At 59.1% G+C, this 20,072-nt stretch carries 15 protein-coding genes and 2 pseudogenes; 11 read left to right on the top strand and 6 right to left on the bottom strand.

Translation table 11 applies throughout. From position 1 onward, the window contains the following. Positions 1 to 605: 605 nt before the first annotated feature. Both ACSQ3Z_RS20445 and ACSQ3Z_RS20450 read right to left on the bottom strand, forming a co-directional pair. Positions 606 to 840 (bottom strand): annotated as a pseudogene (locus tag ACSQ3Z_RS20445) (hypothetical protein). Between the two features lie 341 nt (positions 841 to 1,181). Further along, entirely contained in the window at positions 1,182 to 1,610 is a 429-nt protein-coding gene (locus ACSQ3Z_RS20450; RefSeq protein ID WP_436173097.1) for a MucR family transcriptional regulator, read from the bottom strand. 204 nt (positions 1,611 to 1,814) lie between these two features. Between ACSQ3Z_RS20450 and ACSQ3Z_RS20455 the strand changes: the two genes are divergently transcribed. Further along, entirely contained in the window at positions 1,815 to 3,092 is a 1,278-nt protein-coding gene (locus tag ACSQ3Z_RS20455; RefSeq protein ID WP_436173098.1) for a PAN domain-containing protein, read from the top strand. Positions 3,093 to 3,397: 305 nt separating this feature from the next. On the opposite strand, the gene ACSQ3Z_RS20460 is transcribed toward ACSQ3Z_RS20455, so the two are convergent. Next, positions 3,398 to 3,814, bottom strand: a complete 417-nt coding sequence (locus ACSQ3Z_RS20460; RefSeq protein ID WP_436173099.1) for a hypothetical protein — start codon at positions 3,812 to 3,814, stop codon at positions 3,398 to 3,400. A 94-nt stretch (positions 3,815 to 3,908) separates the two neighbouring features. Then, positions 3,909 to 4,403, bottom strand: coding sequence for a hypothetical protein (locus ACSQ3Z_RS20465; protein WP_436173100.1), 495 nt, complete (start codon positions 4,401 to 4,403; stop codon positions 3,909 to 3,911). Between the two features lie 302 nt (positions 4,404 to 4,705). Here ACSQ3Z_RS20465 and ACSQ3Z_RS20470 point away from each other — a divergent pair, with 302 nt between their 5' ends. From ACSQ3Z_RS20470 to ACSQ3Z_RS20485, 4 genes and pseudogenes are all read left to right on the top strand, one after another. Beyond that, a complete protein-coding gene (locus ACSQ3Z_RS20470) occupies positions 4,706 to 5,452 on the top strand; it encodes an NYN domain-containing protein (protein WP_436173101.1) in 747 nt (248 codons plus the stop codon). Between the two features lie 1,799 nt (positions 5,453 to 7,251). After that, positions 7,252 to 7,437 carry a hypothetical protein gene (locus tag ACSQ3Z_RS20475; RefSeq protein WP_436173102.1) on the top strand — a complete coding sequence of 62 codons (186 nt, stop codon included), beginning with the start codon at positions 7,252 to 7,254 and terminating at the stop codon, positions 7,435 to 7,437. Between the two features lie 9 nt (positions 7,438 to 7,446). After that, positions 7,447 to 8,468, top strand: a pseudogene (locus ACSQ3Z_RS20480) (LuxR family transcriptional regulator). A gap of 328 nt (positions 8,469 to 8,796) precedes the next feature. Beyond that, positions 8,797 to 9,294 (top strand): N-acetyltransferase family protein, encoded by a 498-nt coding sequence (locus ACSQ3Z_RS20485; protein ID WP_436173103.1) that lies wholly within the window; start codon positions 8,797 to 8,799, stop codon positions 9,292 to 9,294. A 43-nt stretch (positions 9,295 to 9,337) separates the two neighbouring features. On the opposite strand, the gene ACSQ3Z_RS20490 is transcribed toward ACSQ3Z_RS20485, so the two are convergent. Then, on the bottom strand, positions 9,338 to 10,441 hold the full coding sequence (locus ACSQ3Z_RS20490; RefSeq protein ID WP_436173104.1) for a helix-turn-helix transcriptional regulator: 1,104 nt from the start codon (positions 10,439 to 10,441) through the stop codon (positions 9,338 to 9,340). Between the two features lie 11 nt (positions 10,442 to 10,452). Between ACSQ3Z_RS20490 and ACSQ3Z_RS20495 the strand changes: the two genes are divergently transcribed. Further along, positions 10,453 to 11,448 (top strand): DUF1194 domain-containing protein, encoded by a 996-nt coding sequence (locus ACSQ3Z_RS20495; protein WP_436173105.1) that lies wholly within the window; start codon positions 10,453 to 10,455, stop codon positions 11,446 to 11,448. A 193-nt stretch (positions 11,449 to 11,641) separates the two neighbouring features. On the opposite strand, the gene ACSQ3Z_RS20500 is transcribed toward ACSQ3Z_RS20495, so the two are convergent. Continuing rightward, positions 11,642 to 12,073, bottom strand: a complete 432-nt coding sequence (locus ACSQ3Z_RS20500) for an XRE family transcriptional regulator (protein ID WP_436173106.1) — start codon at positions 12,071 to 12,073, stop codon at positions 11,642 to 11,644. A gap of 301 nt (positions 12,074 to 12,374) precedes the next feature. On the opposite strand from ACSQ3Z_RS20500, the gene ACSQ3Z_RS20505 reads away from it, so the two are divergent. The 5 genes from ACSQ3Z_RS20505 (at position 12,375) to ACSQ3Z_RS20525 (ending at position 20,013) form a co-directional block, all read left to right on the top strand. Next, the gene (locus ACSQ3Z_RS20505; protein ID WP_436173107.1) at positions 12,375 to 13,952 is read left to right on the top strand and encodes a type I restriction-modification system subunit M; all 1,578 of its coding nucleotides are present in this window, start codon (positions 12,375 to 12,377) and stop codon (positions 13,950 to 13,952) included. Next, positions 13,949 to 15,139, top strand: coding sequence for a restriction endonuclease subunit S (locus ACSQ3Z_RS20510; protein ID WP_436173108.1), 1,191 nt, complete (start codon positions 13,949 to 13,951; stop codon positions 15,137 to 15,139). The genes ACSQ3Z_RS20505 and ACSQ3Z_RS20510 overlap by 4 nt, the downstream gene beginning before the upstream one ends. Before the next feature lie 2 nt (positions 15,140 to 15,141). After that, on the top strand, positions 15,142 to 15,975 hold the full coding sequence (locus ACSQ3Z_RS20515; protein WP_436173109.1) for a DUF3883 domain-containing protein: 834 nt from the start codon (positions 15,142 to 15,144) through the stop codon (positions 15,973 to 15,975). Positions 15,976 to 16,312: 337 nt separating this feature from the next. After that, positions 16,313 to 16,585 (top strand): hypothetical protein, encoded by a 273-nt coding sequence (locus ACSQ3Z_RS20520; protein WP_436173110.1) that lies wholly within the window; start codon positions 16,313 to 16,315, stop codon positions 16,583 to 16,585. Beyond that, entirely contained in the window at positions 16,585 to 20,013 is a 3,429-nt protein-coding gene (locus tag ACSQ3Z_RS20525; protein WP_436173111.1) for a DEAD/DEAH box helicase family protein, read from the top strand. Before ACSQ3Z_RS20520 ends, ACSQ3Z_RS20525 begins: the two co-directional genes overlap by 1 nt. Positions 20,014 to 20,072: the final 59 nt, after the last annotated feature.

Genomic DNA, 20,072 nt, shown 5'->3' on the forward strand with positions numbered 1-20,072 from the left:
TCCGGCATGCATCCGATGGAATTCGAAGGCGAACGGGCACATAGACGAAAGCTGGCTTCGGCGGTAGCACGCCGGCTTCCGCAGCATGAATTCGCAATCCATGAACTCATGGAGAGGAGCGAGTGCTTTCGTGACATGTGCGAAGAACTGTTAGCCGCAGAGTTGGCGCTCTCGAAAGTCGACGACGCTCCTGCTCCACCCCTCCAACGCGAGGCGAGAAGATCCGAGTGGCAGGCCTGCGTTGAGCGGTCGCTGGGCGAGATAGAAGCCGAGGTTCGGAAGCGCTAGGAACCTCTAGCCGCCACCGTCTATCCCGCCACCCTTCCGCAGCCTCACTCCGGCGCCGCCGCCATTCTCGGCGATGAACTCGACGCCGCCCGTCTTCGCGGGTCGAGCTTTGCAACTGTTTCGATGAAGAGTCCAGAAGAGGCTTGGACGCCTCGCGCTCTTTTTTGTTTCAAGTCTTGCATTTCGTCGTTCATCGGCTAGCACAAGCTCTCGTATAAGGAATCCCGTCTTGGTCCAATGCGCGCCGTTTTTCGATTGTCAGGACGCATGTCGCCGGCAGATCAAAACAGCGGATTCTTGATCGTGGCCGACTGCGCCTACGCGTTCCCGCCGGTCTCGCTTTCTTCATCGATCGTGCGCACCGGCAGATAGGCGTTGGTCTCCAGCCACTCCCGCAATACGATCTGAATAAGGTCCGCCCGGACAATTCCCATCTCGGCAGCGATCGAATCCAGTGCATCCGCGGTGGGAGGCTCTAGGGGGGAAGCCAGCAACGTTTCTGAGCATTAAGGCCGCGCGACGAAGGATGATTTGCAGATCCGCGCGCGACATGTCCGCAATGCGGTCTGCAGCACTTTCGAGTTCTTCAGCGAAGGAAGCGCCTAGTCACACATTCTATCCGGGATTGTCCTCGTCGCTATCTTCATCCTCAGGAGGATACTGCTCCTCAACATAGGCTTGGCAGCCCTCGTTGAACGATTGGCTGTTGCCGTCGCAGTCACTGGCATCAGAGATGTCGTTCCGCTCCGTCCAATCGTAGCCAGCTTGGTGACCTGAACAATCTTCAGTGCAATCGTCGCCGTCGAATGTTGACTGTGCGCATGCAGGCGACGTCAGCAAAGCAATCAATGCGCCAAAAGAACACAATTCTCCCGATTGCAGTCGCCGATCTGTCAGGCCTTCGCACGCTTTGTTGCCTTCTTCGCCGGCGCCCTTTTGGTAGCGGCTTTCGCGGCAGGCTTTCGGCCCAGCCCGATAGACTTGGCCAATTCAGATCGTTGGGCGGCGTAGTTTGGTGCCACCATGGGATAGTCCCTCGGCAGGCCCCATTTGGCTCGATACTGATCTGGCGTCATACCCAACAAGCCGAGGTGACGCTTCATCGACTTGAACTTCCGGCCATCTTCCAGCGAAACGATAAAGTCGGGAAACACTGACCGCTTGGGATTGACCGCTGGCGTCTGTGCTGGCGGTTCGATAAACGCTGGCTGATCCAGGTTCGACAGAGCGGCGTTCACTGAAGAAATAAGATCCGGCCGCCCAGCCACGGGGACCGAATTGTTTTGGACAAACGCCGCAACAATATCGGCGGTCAAACTCATCTAATCGGCGTTTCGGTCAGCTTCCTCGGACATCCTGCTTCCCTTTCCTGTTGTCGATAGGGTTCTATTAGGGCTGGTGGAGCAAGGCGTCGGATGAGAGCCGAGCATGCGGTTAACCGGTTGATCAAAATGTCCTCAGATGACACTTGCTTGTTGGTCTGCTGGGTGTTTCATAGACTAAGAATTCGCCGCTGGGGGGCGAAAGTGCTGAGTTCCTTTTCATATTGCGTGAGCCGGTTGCTGCCGGTCGTTTGGCTGTTGGTGTTGCAGCTGTGTTCCGCCCACGCCGCAGTGCGATCGTTTGGCCCCTTTACGGTCGACGACGCCCATTCGGATATTATTTCGCTCAACGGTGAGATTGATTCAGGGGCGGCACTTGACTTCCGCCGCGCAGCCGAGGCTGCACCCAATGCCAAACTGGTAGTTCTCAACAGTCCTGGCGGTGCGGTTCAGATCGCACTTTTGATCGCAGACGACGTCCACGAGCGGAAACTCGCGACCTACATTCCCAAAGAAGCAGGCTGCTATTCCGCATGCGCATTTGTCTTCCTTGCGGGTGTAGAGCGCCAAGTCGATGGTGAACTGGGCGTCCATCAGATCTCGTCTGACTCCACTGACCTGGTCAGCGCTCAGCTTTCCATCTCGGACATCATCGACGTTCTCAATCGTTTCGATACCCCGGTCGAGGTCCTAACGGTGATGTTCAAGACACCTCCGAAGGACATGCATATCTTCACTCCTGACGAAGTCGCACGCTATGGCCTTGATCGGAGACGAGACAGTCCGACAGCCACCGCCCCGAATGGGGGAATCCGTTCGGCAGGAGCCGCGGATCCGCCTTCGGCTGCGACCGCACCAACAGCAGCCCCGGCCCCGAATTCGGATACAGGCGACGGCCCGTCACTGTCCAAACTTTCTTCAATCGAGGAATACACCCGCCGCCCGACACGAATGGCGGTCTTTACCGGCTTGGACCTTTACGGAGATGACATCAGCTCGCAGCGAACCGACAACGCCGCGAATTGCGCGAGAGCATGTCTATCCATGGGCGGCCAGTGCAAGGCATTCACATTCAATGTCGATCCGCACGTTGGGGCGGGTCCAAACTGCTTCCTGAAGGCCAGCCAAGGTAGAGCGGACGGCAACTCGGCGGCCATCTCTGGCAAATTTCTGAGCAGCGTTGATCCCGATCCCAACACATTCTCGATGGGTGTGATCGACCCCAAGACGGCCTTGTTCGAAAACGTCGACCTTCCTGGCGGAGATCTGTCACGGAGGCCCCACGGGGGGAAAGTGACCGCATCGCAGTGCAGGTTGGCGTGCGTCGCAAACGATCGTTGCATTGGATTCACCTACATGAAGCGCAAGAGCCAATGCTGGCTCAAAGGCGCAGTCGGCGCGCCGCGCTATGGCGAGGGCATGATCAGCGGTCTGAAGAAGATGACGACCTTTGCGCCCGCGTCGATCATCAGCCTCGAATGACATCGAAGGAGAGTTTAGAACGGCTCACGGGGCGCGTTACTAGGGGGCGCGGTGGAATCCACGCCCCCGTTGAATATTTCACTAGAGCCACTGGCTGTAGTAGCCAGGGTGTAGGCTTTCAACTTCTTTTTGAAGTGAAAGCTTGACTCGTTCCAACGCGTCGGCCTTTCGACGCAAACGATAACATTGAACGATCAGCTTATCCGCTTCCTTATCGAAGGCACGGGCGAGAGCCTCGTTAACGCTAATTGGAGGATATTTCGATCCTGGCTTTTGCACGTGCTTTAGCAATGCGGGACTCATAGTCATTTCTGAAACGCTTTCGGTTCAACGCCGGCTTCAGGTTGGGCATTTGGATCACCAGCCAGATAGCGGTCTTCGTCCCCGTGGTCGTTGTGGACAACCCGCTCTGACATCATCTCTCCGAAGTGCGTTCGCATCATCGCGATGGTTTTGGCCGCCATCATCAGATCGGCTTCGGCAAATTCGAGCATGATCGAGGGCGATTCGTCGGCGCTCGCCTGATCTCGCAAAACTTCAAGGCAGTGCGGAAGAAACTCTAAAGTTTCGAATCCTGGATCGAACATCTGATCAGCTGAAAGGCAAGATTTTGCCTTACCGCTAGGACTGAACGTTGTAATCCCCTCTCTTAGAAATTCCGAAAACAGCTGCTGTTCGGAAACCGTTGCCGGCGCTCTCGGTGTAGTGCTAAAATTAGTCATCGCAAAATCTCCTTTTGGTTGGCGATGTTGAACCTGCCGGGGTGGCGTTGATTTGCCGTCGAGCCTCCCCGGTCAGGGCATTCCCAAAGACGATTCAGTCCTTGATCTGGTATTCCCGCAACGACCATCGAATGGTCCTGTCGAGGCGGTCGCGGATATTGTGTAGGCGCGCGGCCTCTTCGAACGCCTTCCTTCGGCGGGCAGAGTCGCTGATGTCGAGGTCGCCTAATTCTGAAATCGCCTGATCAATCTGCTCCAGCTTGTATTGGTTGATGATCCTGGCGAGGTCCGTTGCGGCGTCAAGAAATGCGCCGACCATGCGCTCTGCACGGCCGATGGACCCGCGATACTCCATGCCGCCGTATTCGTTCCAATCTTCGCGCCACTGTGGATCTTCGTCGGCGTCAAAGGTGGGCGGCGCTACCCCAACTTCGTCCAAGCATTGCTGACCGACACTCCAATCGGCCCTCGAGAAATAGTCACTGAAGGGCAGCTTCAGGTAATTTGTCGTGGCTTCCGCTGCTGCCTTCTGCCTCTGCTTTTTGCGCTCGCGGTAGAGCCGCTGATGCTCGGCGTTTGTGAGTGCCATGAGTCAACCTCCGTGATTCCTTACTCTTACACTATCACATAAGAATAAGCAAGAGAAAACAGAGCAGGCCCGCCGCCTCTAGGCCGCCGGATCCTCGCCGGATATCTCAGTGCGGAGAGATTCTCACTGAGCGTCCAGGGCGCGCACCACTGCGGCGCATCCGATAGGGAATTCGAAAGGACGCATTTTGCGAGCGCAGCCGTTGTAGCTTGCCTCCCGGATATTTCCCGATCATCGTGCCACAATCTCCCTCTCTGAGGGCTTGGACTGGCAAACATCGTTGCATTGCATTGGAGGCCATCATGCCTACAGAACAGCGCTCCCCTCGGTTGGCAGTCTTGATCGACGCCGACAACGCGTCTGCGAAAATCGCCGATGGACTGTTCGAGGAGATCGCCAAGATCGGCGAAGCGAGTGTTCGGCGAATTTACGGAGACTTTTCTAGCCCGCGCTCTAAGGCTTGGGCCGACGTCCTGTCCAAGCATGCCATCATGCCTCAGCAACAGTTTGCTTACACGACCGGCAAGAATGCGTCCGACATTACGCTCGTCATCGACGCAATGGACCTCCTGCATAGTGGTCGATTCGACGGCTTCTGCCTGGTCTCGTCTGACAGCGACTTCACGCGCCTCGCAGCGCGAATTCGAGAGCACGGCATAGATGTCTTCGGATTCGGTGAGCAGAAAACGCCTGAGAGCTTCCGGCAGGCTTGCCGGCGATTTATCTACACCGAGAATCTGCTTCCAGAGACGACTACAACAGGCGCCAACGTCAAAGCCAAGAAGCCTCTGGAGCCGATGGCTCATGCATCCCGTATCCTCAAGAGGATCATGGCAGAGAATGAAAGCGACGACGGCTGGGTAAGCCTCGGACAGCTCGGCAACTTACTTGCCAATCTCGCGCCTGATTTTGACCCGCGAACCTACGGATATAAAAAGCTCAGCGATCTCGTCCGCAAGATAGAAGTCCTGGATGTCGGCCAATCAGATACAGGCCACATCCGCGTGCGCCTGAAGACCACCTCCGGCACAATGCGAGCGACTAACTAGCCCTTCGGCAGAAGCCGGATGAAGTCTGACACGACGAGCGACGCGTTCGCAGGCGCGCACACTGGAGAGTTCGAGCATCGGCTTGTTGGACTTGATCGCCAGCGCACTCCGGTGCTCTCTGACGAGCTCCCCTGACGACGCCAAGCATATTGCGGGAGCTCTGAGCCCCGATGCACGCTTGCGACACCTCACCGATTTCTAAGACATTGGTCAGTTCACGGCGGTTCGCCGGCTCTTGAAGACGATTGGCCGCGAATGAATGAGCCATGGAAGGCGAGAGCCACGAGAGGACACGGAGACCCCAACGCAACTTATCCGAGTCTCCAGGCAAGGAAACGGACGATGAAAGCGCTGGGCTAGCCCCCGATCTGTTGCCTGCACCCAGGCTCTCCGACTCACAATGACATTAGCTATTTAATCATGCTCTTTCAGAGGTTTGGGCGGTTTCAGGAACAACTATTGGACGGCGCAAGGAAATAGCTTTTCCGGCCTGTCGAAGACCATCGGCGCGCGAGGCCTATGACTCCAGCGCCCCAGGGCCGCAATCAGCTTGGGCAGCGCGACCGCAACCAAGGGCGAAAGTTGACAGCTTCCAAAAAGTGAATTTCGGCCCGCTTTGTCAACTTAGGGCAAACTTAATGTAAAGCGCTCTCTTACCGGCCTAAGAGAACGCACGTTTCTGGTTGACAGAATTGGGCAGCGGATCGCCGATAGCGAGTGGTCAAGTTGACATTGTCAACCTAGACCTTCGGTTTTACCTGTGCGCGAAGCCTTGCCGCGATATTCAACTGGGGTTATGTTCAACTCTGGAGTGGAGGCCCAGGGCTTTCACCCAGGCTCCTCGTTTCCTAGAGGGCTATGAAATGGACCCGCACGGTCACTGACCAGGACGTGCGGGTCTTTTTGTCAGCGCAATTGAAAGGCATGGCCGGCTGAAACTAGCCGGTGAAGAACGGAGGTCAAGGATCTGTCCCTCTGAGATCCCACACGGAGCGGTGCATAGAGGGATATTTGTCTGCCGCAACTGGAGCCATCCCCATAGGCTGACCACGCCGATCCTAGGACTTCCATCTATGGGGTTCATCCCAGGCTAGAAATAATGTCCGTTGGTTCCTAGGAACCCCGGCGATCGTCTGCAGCCTCCTCCCATGGCATCCAGAATCGGCACCCGATGGTGAACTCGCTGACGCGCGCCTACTTCGCCGACCCGGCTGGACTAGTGGGACTGACCGAACATGCGCTCCATGCTCCCGGTCCGCGCTCGAGCTTGAGGGTAATAGTGTCGAGAATCAGCTGGCTGCTGCCAATGGCTCAGATGGGCGGAATTTTGCTATTCGGCTCGTCGATGGGAAGGAGCAAGTAGCGCCATGTGTGGACGCGCGCTTTAAAGCGCTCTGGCGCAAGTGGGTTTTCCGATCTCCGAGTGTCGACCGTCTCCGCATTGCATCGCGTTTGCCCTTCCCAAACTCAAAATCCGACGGCCTCCCGGTGGACTATGCTTCCGCGACCTGCGGCTCTCTGTAACGTTCGCCGCTCGTCCTGATAGCCTAGATCATCCGCGCCATCTTGTCGGCGAGCCCAAATAGTGAGCCGTCCACAGCGCCAGAAGCGGACGCTTGCGATGGGGACCCGCCAGGGGCCGATAGGGTGCAAGGCGCCTACTAGGCATGTCCACCCGTGACCGTTCGTATCCCCCAGCCCGGCAGAAGCCTGTCGGCTGTCGTCCGCGCGCATGACAGGTCAGGGCGCCTGTCCGTGCCAGGATGCGTGAGATGAGAGCGCCATGACCGGAGGACGTTATGGACATCTACAGTGTCGCCGTCACAAACATTCACGCTGGTGCCCGACCGGCGCCGATGAGTGCCCGGGCAGAGGAGCGCTACTACTCGAACCAGATCGCCCTGCCGCACTTGAGCCCGGGACTGCTTGGGTCGATCGCGATAACGGCCGGCGTAATCCTGATCCTCGGCATACCCCTGGTCTGAGGCTGCCTTATGCGACGAGATGTCAGCCGTGTTATGCTGAGACCCGACGTCACCGGAGATCACGGGATGGACGAAAGCGAGGCCGACAAGGCCGCGATCCTGGCGGTGATCCGCGGCGAGACCGAGGCTTGGCTGCAGCGGGACTTCGAAGCCTTGGCGAGCCACTGGGTGCAGTCGCCGCAGACCGGCGGATGGAAGCCTTCGCCTCGCTGGGCATCCGGGTGGACGAAGGCTGGGACGCGATCGCCGCGCGAATTAAGAAGATCGTGGAGCGCTTCCCGGAGAAACACGCCTTCGCGGAGCGCGTTCGGTGGGAGAAGGTCAACGTCATCGTCGCTGGGAATATGGCCTGGGTCACCTACGACCAGATCGGCGCCGATACCGACGACGATCTGAAACGCCTGCTCAAAATCATGCACCGGGTCGACGGTGTCTGGAAGATCGGCTGCATGGTGTTGATGGAGAGCACCGTCGAACAGGCGAACTGCCCGCTGATCGAGGTCGACGCGGATGCGCGGATCCTCTGGACGAACCGGTTGGCGCGGGAGCGGATGCGCGGCCATCCGGGGCTCGTTGCCGCTGCCGGCCGCCTGCGCGCCCGGCGTCGCGAGCGCGACGCCGCGCTTCGTGACGCCGTGCGCATAGCCTTCCGCGAGTTGCAGAGCCAGAGACCGCTGAACATCGCGCCGAAGCAGGCCTGGGCGGTGGCGCTCGGCGAGGACGCGGCAGGGGTGCCGCTCTACTGCTGGGTCCTTCTCGAGGATGGCAAGGCGCTGGTGTCGTTCGACGATGCCGCGACGGTCGCACGCCGGCTCGATGGGGCGCGGGAAATCTATGGTCTCTCGCCCGCGCAGGTCAGACTTGCGCGCCTGATCGTCGATGGCCACGACCTCGCGGGCGCCGCCGACCTCCTTGCAGTCAGCGTCAATACGCTGCGCACCCAGCTACAGCGCATTTTCGACAAAACCGGGGTGCGTAGCCAGGCTGCACTGATGCGTTCCCTGCTCAGCGCTGAGGCCCCGAACAAGTAGCACGGTGGCGGCATCAGGTTTTGAGCGACACCACCGCCCGAGGCCATGGCCTCCACCGAACCCCACCGGTTCCTGCGAAGGTCGGCTATCGGGTTGCGAAACGTGATGATGAAGGGCGGCTCAGGGTCAGATCGCGTCATGCGACGCTCGCAACTGAGCGACCGCATTGGGGCGGAAAGTTGCCGTTCGGGCTTTCTTCCGGAACGAGCAAGTAGCGTCATGGGAGTCATTCACGACTAATGGATGCTCGGACGAATTCGCAGCAGGCAACTGCCGTGATAATTCTACACGAGCCCATGGCTTTCCAATTTCAATAGAGAAGACCTTTATGGAAGAACCCTACGAGATTGCCTTGGCGACTGAGCATGACCTTGACGCCGTTCTCGATCTTCAGGAACGCAATCTGCCCAAGAGAGGCGGGACTCTGTCGGCGTGCCTCTCTCGCGGGTGGTTCGAGACGGCCATGGCGGCAATGCCCGTCGTCGTGGCTAGGCGCGCTGGCCGGCTGGTGGGTTATTTGGTATCGGCGCCGGTCGCTGCATTCACGGAGGTCGCTGTCGTCCAAGCGATGCTCGAAGCTTATCGCGGCGCATCCGACGCCTATATCTATGGCCCGATATGCGTGGACGAGATTGAGCGCGGCCAAGGTGTGGCAAACGCCATGTTTGCTTCACTCCGGGCGCAGCTACCAGGGCGCGAAGGCGTTCTGTTTATCCGGTGCGACAACGCGGCCTCACTGCGGGCGCACGCCAGGATGGGCATGCGCGAAGTCGCTGAGTTTGACCACAACGGCACACAGTTCGTGGTCCTTTCCTATGTTGGTTGAGGCCTAGGTCTGCCCGAAAGCACCAATTCGCCAGAAGCCGACGTCATGGGTTCGGCCGAAGGCGGGTGACGAGCGTGGCGAGTTCCGCCTGGCGGTGTGTGTTGGTCTTAGCGAATACCGCTTTGAGCTGGGTGCGCGCCGTTTCGCGGCTGATGCCGAGTGCAATTGCCGCGGCATTGATGCCATCGCCCGACGCGAGGCGCGCGGCCAGCCTAGCCTCGGCTGCCGTCAAGCCAAATGCGGCGCGCAAGCGCAGTGCATCCGGGCGCACCAGAGACCTCAGGTCGGTCAGCAGGAGGACGGCGCAGCCAGCCGTGAACAGATCACTGCCGAACGCGCTCAGCGGCATCACCTCCGCCAGTAGCCACGGCCTTTCGCCACGGCTGATGACCACCGGTGCGGCCGGAGGAGCTCCGTCCCGCCGGCCACGCAGACCGCCGGGGAGCAGCCGCCGCAGACGGTCGTTGCTGCTGGGGTCATCGGTCGCCGGGCGACCTCTCACAAGGTAGAACTCCTCGCCAATCAGCTTCTGTGCCGAAACGTTCAAGTCCTTCGCGCGGCCCTCTTCGTCGAGCAGAATGGCCGCGCAGCTTGCTCGTTCAAGCGAGGAGAGTTCCGACGCCTGCTGGAACGTTGCGAACCGCTTGGCGAGCCTTACGATCCTGCCAAGATGCGGGCCAACTTTCGCGAAACAGCGGGTTTCCTCGGGGAAGAATCTGCCACGGCGCGCGCCACGATAAAGAGGCATGCTCCAGCGATTTTCATCGACCATAAAGGGAGTTGACGCATACCAATCCCGTGCCCCGGGACGAGCAATCTCCTGGTAATAGGGCAGCGTCCTGCGTTCCTCCTTCGTGGAGATCTGATCTTCGATGAGCGTCGTATAGCCTGCCCGGCGGAATGCGGGCGCTCTTCTGACGTGCGGATCCGGAGCATCGCATTCGTTGCGCAGCCACAATTCGTGGAATTCGGCGTGTTCGGTGGAGATGGGCATCTTGGGCGGCACCTCTTCATCGTCTGAGAAGAAGGTGCAGCTTTCGGCGCCTAGCGACTCTGCAAGCAATTGTAAGGCGCGAGGCCACTCGGCTGGCGCCAGGACCGCATCGTAACAGGCCTCGATGGCCCGCTCAGTTCGTTCCACACGCATCGACCAACTCCGTGGTCGGGAAGGCAAGATTCAGTAGCACGTTGTGCCTCGGGGAGACAGCGCGCTGTGACGCACACTACCAGCAAAAGCGCAGTCCCAGTTCACCCATACGGGTGATGCGAGACAAAGTCGCCGGCAGCATCCTCCCGTTCGACCAACCAGATGGACGCGCCGAGATGAGGTCCTTCGTTCCACGCTTCGCCGGGCGAGAAGAACCTGGACGGGCACGAGGCGGGCTATTCGCTCTGGCGGTGAGCCTGACAACGTCGCTGTCGGCCACGGCGGAGCAGGTTTCCTCAGTGGATCTCGAACTGGTTCTTTGCGTCGATGTATCGTCTTCAATGAGCGAGGCCGAACAACGGCTGCAGCGGGAAGGATATATCAGCGCGTTGCGCGATCCCGCAGTGTTGCAGTCCATTGAATCCGGCCGGCGCGGCAGAATTGCCGTAGCCTATGTCGAGTGGGCAGGCCCAAATCACCAGAGGGTGCTGATACCATGGACTGTTCTCGATGAGCCCGAAGATGCGGCCGCCTTCGGCGAGGTGCTGCGGGCTCGGCCGATCGCGAGAGGACGCGGCACCTCAATCTCAGGGGCGCTCCTGGCGGCGGGCAAGCTACTGGCCGAAGGGCCGGCAAGCGACCGCAGGGTAATCGATGTCTCTGGCGACGGACCCAACAATGCCGGTCTGCCGCTTCAAGACGTGCGCGACGCACTCATTGCCGCCGGCGTGACCATCAACGGACTGGCGATCTCGCTGCACGCGGCCGACACGCTCGACATCTTCGGTCCGCGCTATGTCGAGCTGTATTATGAGAGCTGCGTCATCGGCGGTTCCGACGCTTTCATCGTCAGCGTCGACAGCACAGCCGAGTTTGCAAAGGCAATTCGGAAGAAGCTCGTGAATGAAATAGCCGGTCTGTCGGCCGGTGTGCAGCCTGCGGCCTATCAGATCCGCTCACGAGCTGTTGTCGATTGCGTCACGATCGGAGCAGCTCCCGGACGATAGGGCTGCGCCGGTCCGCCTCGCATAGTCCGACTGCGGAAGGTCTGTATTGGTCGGTCGTTCACAGTGATCGGGTTTCGACACTTGGCACCTGTGACCATTGGCACCACGGTTCGCATGTTCGCATGCAATTGGCGCGCCGGCCATATGGGCAGGGGTTCGACACCGCTACGATGGATCACTCCCACAGCAGCTATCATTGCCCCGGGTATGGTCCGATCTTTCCAAATATCGCGCGCAAGATCTTTGCGCGCTTCGCGGTTAAAGGAGGATCAGTGTTGTCCGAAGCTTTGCGAAGTGCCTCAATCCATGAAACCTCATTCTGGCTCACGACAGTTCCGAAAATTTGCTTGATCGCCACCAATGCGCTGCTTTCAAAATATTGCTCAAGCGCCATGATAAAGAGCCTCGCCGGGTCGCACTCCAGCGCTTTCGCGAGCCCGGGAACGCGGTCGAATGGGACCTTGGTGGCGCCCGACTTCATCATCGAGAGGACATTAACATTGGTGAACCCAGCTTCAACGGCAACGTCCTTCTGGCTTTTTCGCCCCTTTAGCTGATCGACGCGACCATCTATGAACTTCGCGATTTCCGTATTCGCATTTGGACGACCCGAAGGTGTCTTCATGTTATTTCTCGCTTTCTTGAGATATCTAAACTATGTCTTCTATATAGCGAGAACATCATGGGAAAACTCAAACATATCTCAGCGCATGCGATCGCACTCTGCGAGTATAAATTGATCCTCTATTGCCTTCCCCGAATCTACAATCAACCATCGATTAGAACGTCTCGCAAACCGGTCGCATTCCAAGTCGGACGCGGACCGTATCGCTTGCCAGCGTCAGCGTGGGAGTGGTCGCTCAATTGGACTTGTCGCCGTTGCTCTGATCCGTATGGTGCCCCCAACTGTCTAAACGAGGGTAACTATGCTCACCGGTGAACTACGCTCGAAAATCGATGCCGTCTGGAACGCCTTCTGGGCGGGCGGCATCGCCAATCCGCTCGAAGTCATCGAGCAGATCACCTACCTGCTGTTCATGCGCGGGTTGGACGATGCCGAGCAGCTCGAGGAGAATCGCTCGACGCGAACTGGCCAGCCGATGCGCCGCCGCATCTTCAAGGATGGGAAGGATGGCATCGGCAAGAACGGCGGCGTTGCCTATGCGGAGATGCGCTGGTCGCGCCTGAAGAACAAGGACGCCGGCACGATGTTCGGGCTCGTTTCCGAACACGTCTTCCCGTTCCTGCGCACGATGGCTGAGGACGGCACCGCGCATGCCACCCACATGAAGGGCGCGCGCTTCACCATTCCCTCGCCGGCGCTGCTGGTGAAGGTGGTCGACCTCATCGACAAGCTGCCGATGCAGGACCGCGACACCAAGGGCGATCTCTACGAATACATGCTGAGCAAGATCGCCAGCGCCGGCCAGAACGGCCAGTTTCGCACCCCGCGCCACATCATCGCGCTGATGGTGGAGATGACGGCGCCGACGCCGAAGGACATCATCTGCGACCCCGCCTGCGGCACCTGCGGCTTCCTGGTCGCGACCGGCGAATATCTGCGCGACAACCATCCGAAGCTCTTCATCGACCAGGAGAGCCGCGACCATTTCAACGAGGAAATGTTCCACGGCTTCGACTTCGACAATACCATGCTGCGCATCGGCTCGATGAACATGACGTTGCACGGCGTCGAGAATCCCGACATCCGTTACAAGGATTCGCTCAGCCGGGAGCATGCCGGCGACGAGGACCGCTATTCGCTGGTGCTGGCCAATCCGCCCTTCGCCGGCTCGCTCGATTACGACACTACCGCCAAAGATCTGCTCGCGATCGTCAAGACCAAGAAGACCGAACTTCTGTTCATGGCGCTGTTCCTGAAGCTGTTGAAACCCGGCGGGCGCGCGGCGGTGATCGTGCCGGACGGCGTGCTGTTCGGCTCCTCCACAGCGCACAAGGAAGTCCGCCGCATGCTGGTCGAGGACCATCGGCTCGACGGTATTGTCAAGCTGCCGTCCGGCGTGTTCCGCCCGTATGCCGGCGTCTCGACCGCGATCGTTCTTTTTACCAAAACCAATTCCGGTGGCACGGGTCACGTCTGGTTCTACGACTGCCAGGCCGATGGCTTTTCGCTGGACGATAAGCGCAATGCCTTGCTGCCGGGCGAAAAGCTCGGGCCAACGCCGGGCCACCACCAGGCAGGAGATCTCGTCAACCTGACGCTGACCGACAAAGAACTCGCGAAGAACAACCTGCCGGATATCGCTTTGCGCTGGGCGGAGCGAAACGGAACCGAGCGCGACCGCCCGCGCACCGCGCAAAGCTTCAGCGTGCCGAAGACCGATATCGTGGCGGCCGGCTACGATCTTTCTATCAACCGCTACAAGGAGCTGGTGCATCAGGCAAAGAGGCACCGCCCGCCGAAGGAAATTATCGTAGAATTAAAGGCATTGGAGAAGGAGATAGCTGAAGGGCTGAAGGAGTTGGAAGCGATGTTGTCATGAATGTCGCCGGCCGAAAGCCCACCGTGCCATTGGGAGAGGTTCTGAACTTTCGGAACGACATTGTTCATCCACGAGACATGCCGCGCGGACGAGTGACTTTCGTGGGGCTTGAGCATATCGAACCGCACACTGGAATGCGGATTGGTGCTGAGGAGATCGAACTGTCGGAGATGACAGGGCGACGTGCACGCTTTCAGAAGGGAGATATCGTCTATGGATATCTCCGACCCTATCTCAATAAAGTTTGGATCGCCGAATTCGACGGTTTATGCTCAGTGGATCAACATGTCTTTTCAGTCCGCAAAGGAATTGACCTAAACTATGTTGCGCATTTTCTGCGTAGCGCAGAATTTTTGAGGATCGCGCCAGTTAATACTGCCCCGGGGCAGTTGCCGCGGATTCGTTCAGGAGAAATTTCCAGAACACCTATCCCGCTCCCGTCTTTTTCGGAGCAACTGCGGATTGCGACGATCCTGGACAAGGCGGATGCGCTACGCCGCAAGCGCAAGCGCGCCATCGAACTGCTCGACAGTCTCACCCAGTCGATCTTTCTGGAGATGTTTGGCGATCTACTCAATGGCAGGCAATATCCTCGCGGAACAATCAGGAGCTGGGTGGCGGACTTTGCTACTGGCAAAAACTTGGCGCCTGACCCAGATGACAAGTCAGACGGCTATCGCGTTCTGAAGGTGAGTGCGGTTACCAGCGGCCGCTTTGTTCCCTCGGAGTCTAAGCCGCTTCCTCTTACCTATACGCCACCTCTAGATCATTTGGTGCGTCGTGGTGACATGCTTTTCAGCAGAGCGAATACTGCAGAACTGATAGGTGCAACTGCGATTGTTGATCAAGACTATAATCGGCTGGTTCTTCCGGATAAAATCTGGCGATTTATCTGGAGTTCGACAAACCCGCCAAACCCAAACTTTGTTCATGCCCTCTTTAGCTCTACCGGATTCCGCCAAGAGGTCTCCAAGAGAGCAACGGGAACGAGCGGATCTATGAAGAACATTTCAAAGGAAAAAGTTCTACAGATACCACTCGCATTGCCGTCACGCGTTGATCAGGATCGATTCGTGGATATTAATCGGCGAATTGCTGACGGAGCCAGTGCTTCAATCGCCCAGAACGCGCTACTGGAAGCACAATTCTCCTCGCTCCAAGCCCACGCCTTTTCTGACCAGCTTTGATCATGTCCGACACGCCAGCCGGCAATGACTGGTCGGACCGCGAAATCGACCTGATCGTCGCCGACTATTTCGACATGCGGTCATTGGAATTGGAGGGCCGCCTGTTCGTCAAGGCGCAGCGCAACGCGCAGCTTCAGGAATTGACTGGCCGCAGCCGCGGCTCGATCGAGTTCAAGCACCACAACATCAGTGCTGTGCTAGATCGGCTCGGCATGATTTGGCTGAGAGGCTACGTGCCGCGGCGCAATTTCCAGCACGCGCTGGTCGACGGTGTCGAGCGCCATATCGCCCGAAATCCGGCGCTGTTCGAGAACCCGATCTCGGCTGCCCCATCACCCGAATTGCAAGAAAGCCAGCCCCTGTTCTTCGAAGCGCCGCCTGTCGCGGCTTTCGAGGCGGTGCCGCTCGCGCTGGAACGGATCGTGCGGAAGTTTGATCCGGCACTACGGGACGCTCGCAACCGACAATTGGGCAAGAGCGGCGAGGAGCTCATCTTCTTTGCCGAGCAGTCCGGCCTGCGCGTGGCCGGGCGCGACGATCTTGCCCGGAAGGTTCGCTGGGTGTCAGTGGAGGATGGCGATGGCGCCGGCTATGACATCCGCTCGTTCGATCCGGCCGGACGGGAGCGGCTGATCGAGGTGAAGACCACCACGGGTCACAAGCAGACTCCGTTCCTGCTTTCGGAGAATGAACGATCCTTCTCAGAGGAGCGGCCGGATGCTTTCCGATTAGTGCGGCTCTTCGATTTCGCTCGCACGCCACGCGCTTTTGAACTCACTCCACCATTGGATAAATCGGTGCTGTTGAAAGCCGCAACCTGGCGGGCTCAGTTCTGAACGCGATTGCGCTATGAAGATATGAAACTATAGCTACTATTTGGATTTGTTTCCGGAAGAACCAAAGGCAGGGGATAAGATGCCGTCGATCTACGAGCTAGATCTACCTGGCGGTATGACGGAGAGGGGTTTTTGGCTTTACGTCTGGGAAGTGAAAGTCGAAGCGGACGAGGTTCTTTATGTCGGCCGCACCGGAGACAACTCGAGTCCTTATGCCTCGTCTGTGTATCGTAGGATGGGGCAGCACCTTGGCGATGCTGATAACACCAATGCTTTGCTCCGCCACTTAAAGGGTAGATTCGAGAATCGCTAAATTCACTCATACGAGAATTTTCGCATGGTCTCCTACGGTCCGATTTTTCCGGAAGTCGAACGGCATCCCGAATTCGGTTACAGAGTAGAGCCACATTGGCAGTCGGCACTCGACCTTCATAACCCCTATCGCGATCGAATGGCGGCCCTGGAACGCAAGCTTGCTGAAGCACTGCATAGTGCTGGCTACGAGGTAATGAACACAGTCAATGCCAATGCCCCGATTACCGAGACCGATTGGCCGCCAGTAAGAACGGCGTTTGCGGAACATTTTCCAAAACTGGCAGATGTAGCGTGATGTCCAATTTCACCTTCCTTGCCGCCGAGTTTCCAACCGTCCACGAGGCGGCGGTTGAGGCCGAGCGGCAGGCGGGCGTGTCGCCGACGGCAGCGGCGTTCTTCGCCGGAAAGACGGTTGAGCTCGCGGTCAAATGGGCGTTCCGTAACGACCCTGGCCTGAAGCTGCCCTACCAGGACAATATCGCCGCCCTGCTGCATGAACCGAGCTTTCGCCGCGCGGCGGGCGAGGCGGTGTTCGCCAAGGCGAAATTCATCAACACGCTGCGCAATCGCGCTGTGCACGAGGAAAAGACCATCCGGCCGGGCGACGCCGCTGGGGCGGTCAAGGAACTGTTCCACGTCTGTTTCTGGCTGGCGCGCACTTATGCGCGCAAGGCAAGGCCACCCGACGGTCTGGCCTTCGACGCCTCGGTGCTGGCGCGCCGTGACGAGACGCTGAAGAAGGCCTTCGCGCATCTGAAGGCGCAGCAAGCCGAGCTCGACGCCAAGAACGGCGAACTGACCAAGCTGCTTTCCGACAGGCAGAACCTCGATGCCGAATTGCAGAGCCTGCGCGCCGAAGTCGCGGCGGCTAGGCATGCCGCCGAGGCGACGCCTTCCACGCATGACTACAACGAGGCCGAAACCCGCGACCGCTTTATCGACCTACTGCTGCGTGAGGCGGGCTGGGCGCTGGACAAGCCGGAAGACATCGAATTCCGCGTCGAGGGCATGCCCAACGAGCAGGGCGTCGGCTTCGTCGACTATGTGCTGTGGGGCGCGGACGGCAAGCCGCTCGGCCTGGTCGAGGCCAAGCGCACTCGCAAGGATGCTCGCCAGGGCCAGCAGCAGGCAAAACTCTATGCCGACCGTCTGCAGGCGCGCTACGGCCAGCGGCCGGTGATTTTCTACTCAAACGGTTACGAGCACTGGATCTGGGACGATGTGCGCTATCCGCCTCGCCAGATAGGCGGCTTCTACAAGCGTGACGAGTTGGAGCTGCTGATTCAGCGCCGCACGAGCCGAAGGAAGCTTGCGGAGACGAAGCTCAACACGAAGATCGCCGGCGACAAGCGCCCCTACCAGCAGCGCGCTATCCGCGCCATCGCCAAGGCCTTCGAGGACGAGGGCGAGCGCAAGGCTCTACTGGTGATGGCCACCGGCTCAGGCAAGACGCGCACGGTGATCGCGCTGGTCGACCTGCTGATGCGCGCCGGCTGGCTCAAACGTATGCTGTTCCTCGCCGACCGTGTCGCGCTGGTGAACCAGGCCGCCGGCGCCTTCAAGGCGCATTTGCCGGATTCGGCGCCGGTCAATCTGGTCACGGAACGCACCGGCGAGGGCCGCGTGTTCCTCTCGACCTATCCGACCATGATGAACCTCATCGATGGCAGGCAGGAGGGCAACGCGAAGTTCGGGCCCGGCCACTTCGACCTCATCGTCATCGACGAGGCGCATCGCTCGGTCTACCAGCGCTATCGCGCGATCTTCGAGTATTTCGACAGCTTCCTCGTCGGCCTGACCGCGACGCCCAAGGATGAGATCGACAAGAACACCTATTCGCTGTTCGACCTGGAAGACGGCGTCCCGACAGACGCCTACAGCCTCGAGGAAGCAGTTACTTACGGCCATCTCGTGCCGCCCGTGGCAATCTCCGTGCCTTTGAAGATCGTGCGCTCCGGTCTGCGCTACGACGACCTCTCCGACGAGGAGAAGGACCAATGGGACATGCTGGAATGGGGCGAGGATGAGATCCCCGATACGGTCGAGGCAGCGGAAGTCAACAAGCGGCTATTCAACCAGGACACTGTCGACCAGGTTATCGCGCACCTGATGCAGAACGGGTTGAAGGTCGAAGGTGGCGATCGGCTCGGCAAGACTATCGTCTTCGCCAAGAACCAGGCGCACGCCGTCTATATCGAAGCCCGGTTCAACGCAGCGTATCCCTCCGTGGCCGGCCATTTCGCCCGCGTCATCACCTATGAGAGCGGCGCATACGCGCAGACGCTGATCGACGACTTCTCCAAGAAGGAGAAGGCCCCGCACATCGCCATCTCGGTCGACATGCTGGATACAGGCATCGACGTGCCGGAAGTGGTGAACCTGGTCTTCTTCAAGCAGGTTCGGTCGAAGACGAAGTTCTGGCAGATGATGGGGCGCGGCACGCGGCTCTGCCCCGACCTGTTCGGTCCCGGCCGGGACAAAGAGTTCTTCCGCGTCTTCGACTATTGCCAGAACCTCGAATTTTTCGGCGCCAACCCGGAGATCAAGGAAGCGAGTGCGGCCAAGTCCCTTTCGGCCCGCCTGTTCGCTGCCCGGCTCGATCTTGTGCGTGCATTGGATGAGAAGGACGGCAAGACCGGCGGCTTTGTCGCGCCCGAGCAGCAACCTTACGAGGCGCCCGGCAATCGGGCGGACCCGCCGAGCGAGGAAGAGGTGCGCGCGAGCGCGCGAGCCGTCCTACGCGAGACCGTCGCTGGTCTGAACCTCGAGAACTTCATCGTGCGCCAGAAGCGTCGCACGGTCGAGAAATATCAGGCCGACCAGGCTTGGAATAGGATCGACGACGAGGCACGCGACGAACTGGTGAGCAACATTGCGCCGCTTCCGTCGTCGCGTGAACTCGGGACCGAGGAAGCGAAGCGCTTCGATCTGCTGATGTTCCAGCTAGAGCTTGCATTGCTGAAAGGCTCGAAACGCTATGACACGTTGAAGAAACAGCTCCTCGAAATCGCATCCGCGCTCGAGGACCAGACTGCCATTCCGGGCATTGCTGCGCAGGCCGTGCTCATCGAGGAGATTCAGACCTCTGAGTGGTGGGAAGGCGTAAGCGTTCCTCTGCTGGAACTGGTCCGGCTGCGCCTGCGCAATCTGATCCAGCACATCGAGAAGGGTCGCAAGGCCATCGTCTATTCCAACTTCGCCGACGAGATTGGGACCGGTGAGGAGATCGACCTACCGCAGGTTGGCGAGGCCGATTTCGCGCGTTTCAAACAGAAGGCACGGCACTTCCTCAAAAAGCACGAGGATCATCTCGTCCTTCATAAATTGCGGCAAGGCAAGCCTCTTACTGCCGTCGACCTGGCTGAGCTCGAGAAGATGCTGCTTGATGCAGGCGTAGGCGACGCCGCCGATATCGAGCAAGCCCGCGAGACAAGCCATGGGTTCGGTCGTTTCGTGCGTTCTCTGGTTGGATTGGACCGTGCAGCAGTTTCAGAGGCGTTCGGCGAATTCCTGTCGACCGGAACAGCATCGGCCGCCCAAATCGAGTTCATCGACATGATCATCGAGCACCTGACCCACCAAGGCAGCATGGACCCGAGCCTGCTCTACGATCCACCCTTCACCGACGTCGCGCCCACTGGACCGGAGCAGGTCTTCGACGAGGTCCATGTGGCGCAGCTCTTTTCGAAGATTCGTGAGATCAATGACAGTGCCGTTGCCTAGCGGCTCACACGTCTCTTTATATGCCCCGGTTTTGCTTCCTGGCCGGAAGACACAATCCG

This window comes from Mesorhizobium sp. LjNodule214, from assembly GCF_964252735.1.
Lineage (GTDB): Bacteria > Pseudomonadota > Alphaproteobacteria > Rhizobiales > Rhizobiaceae > Mesorhizobium.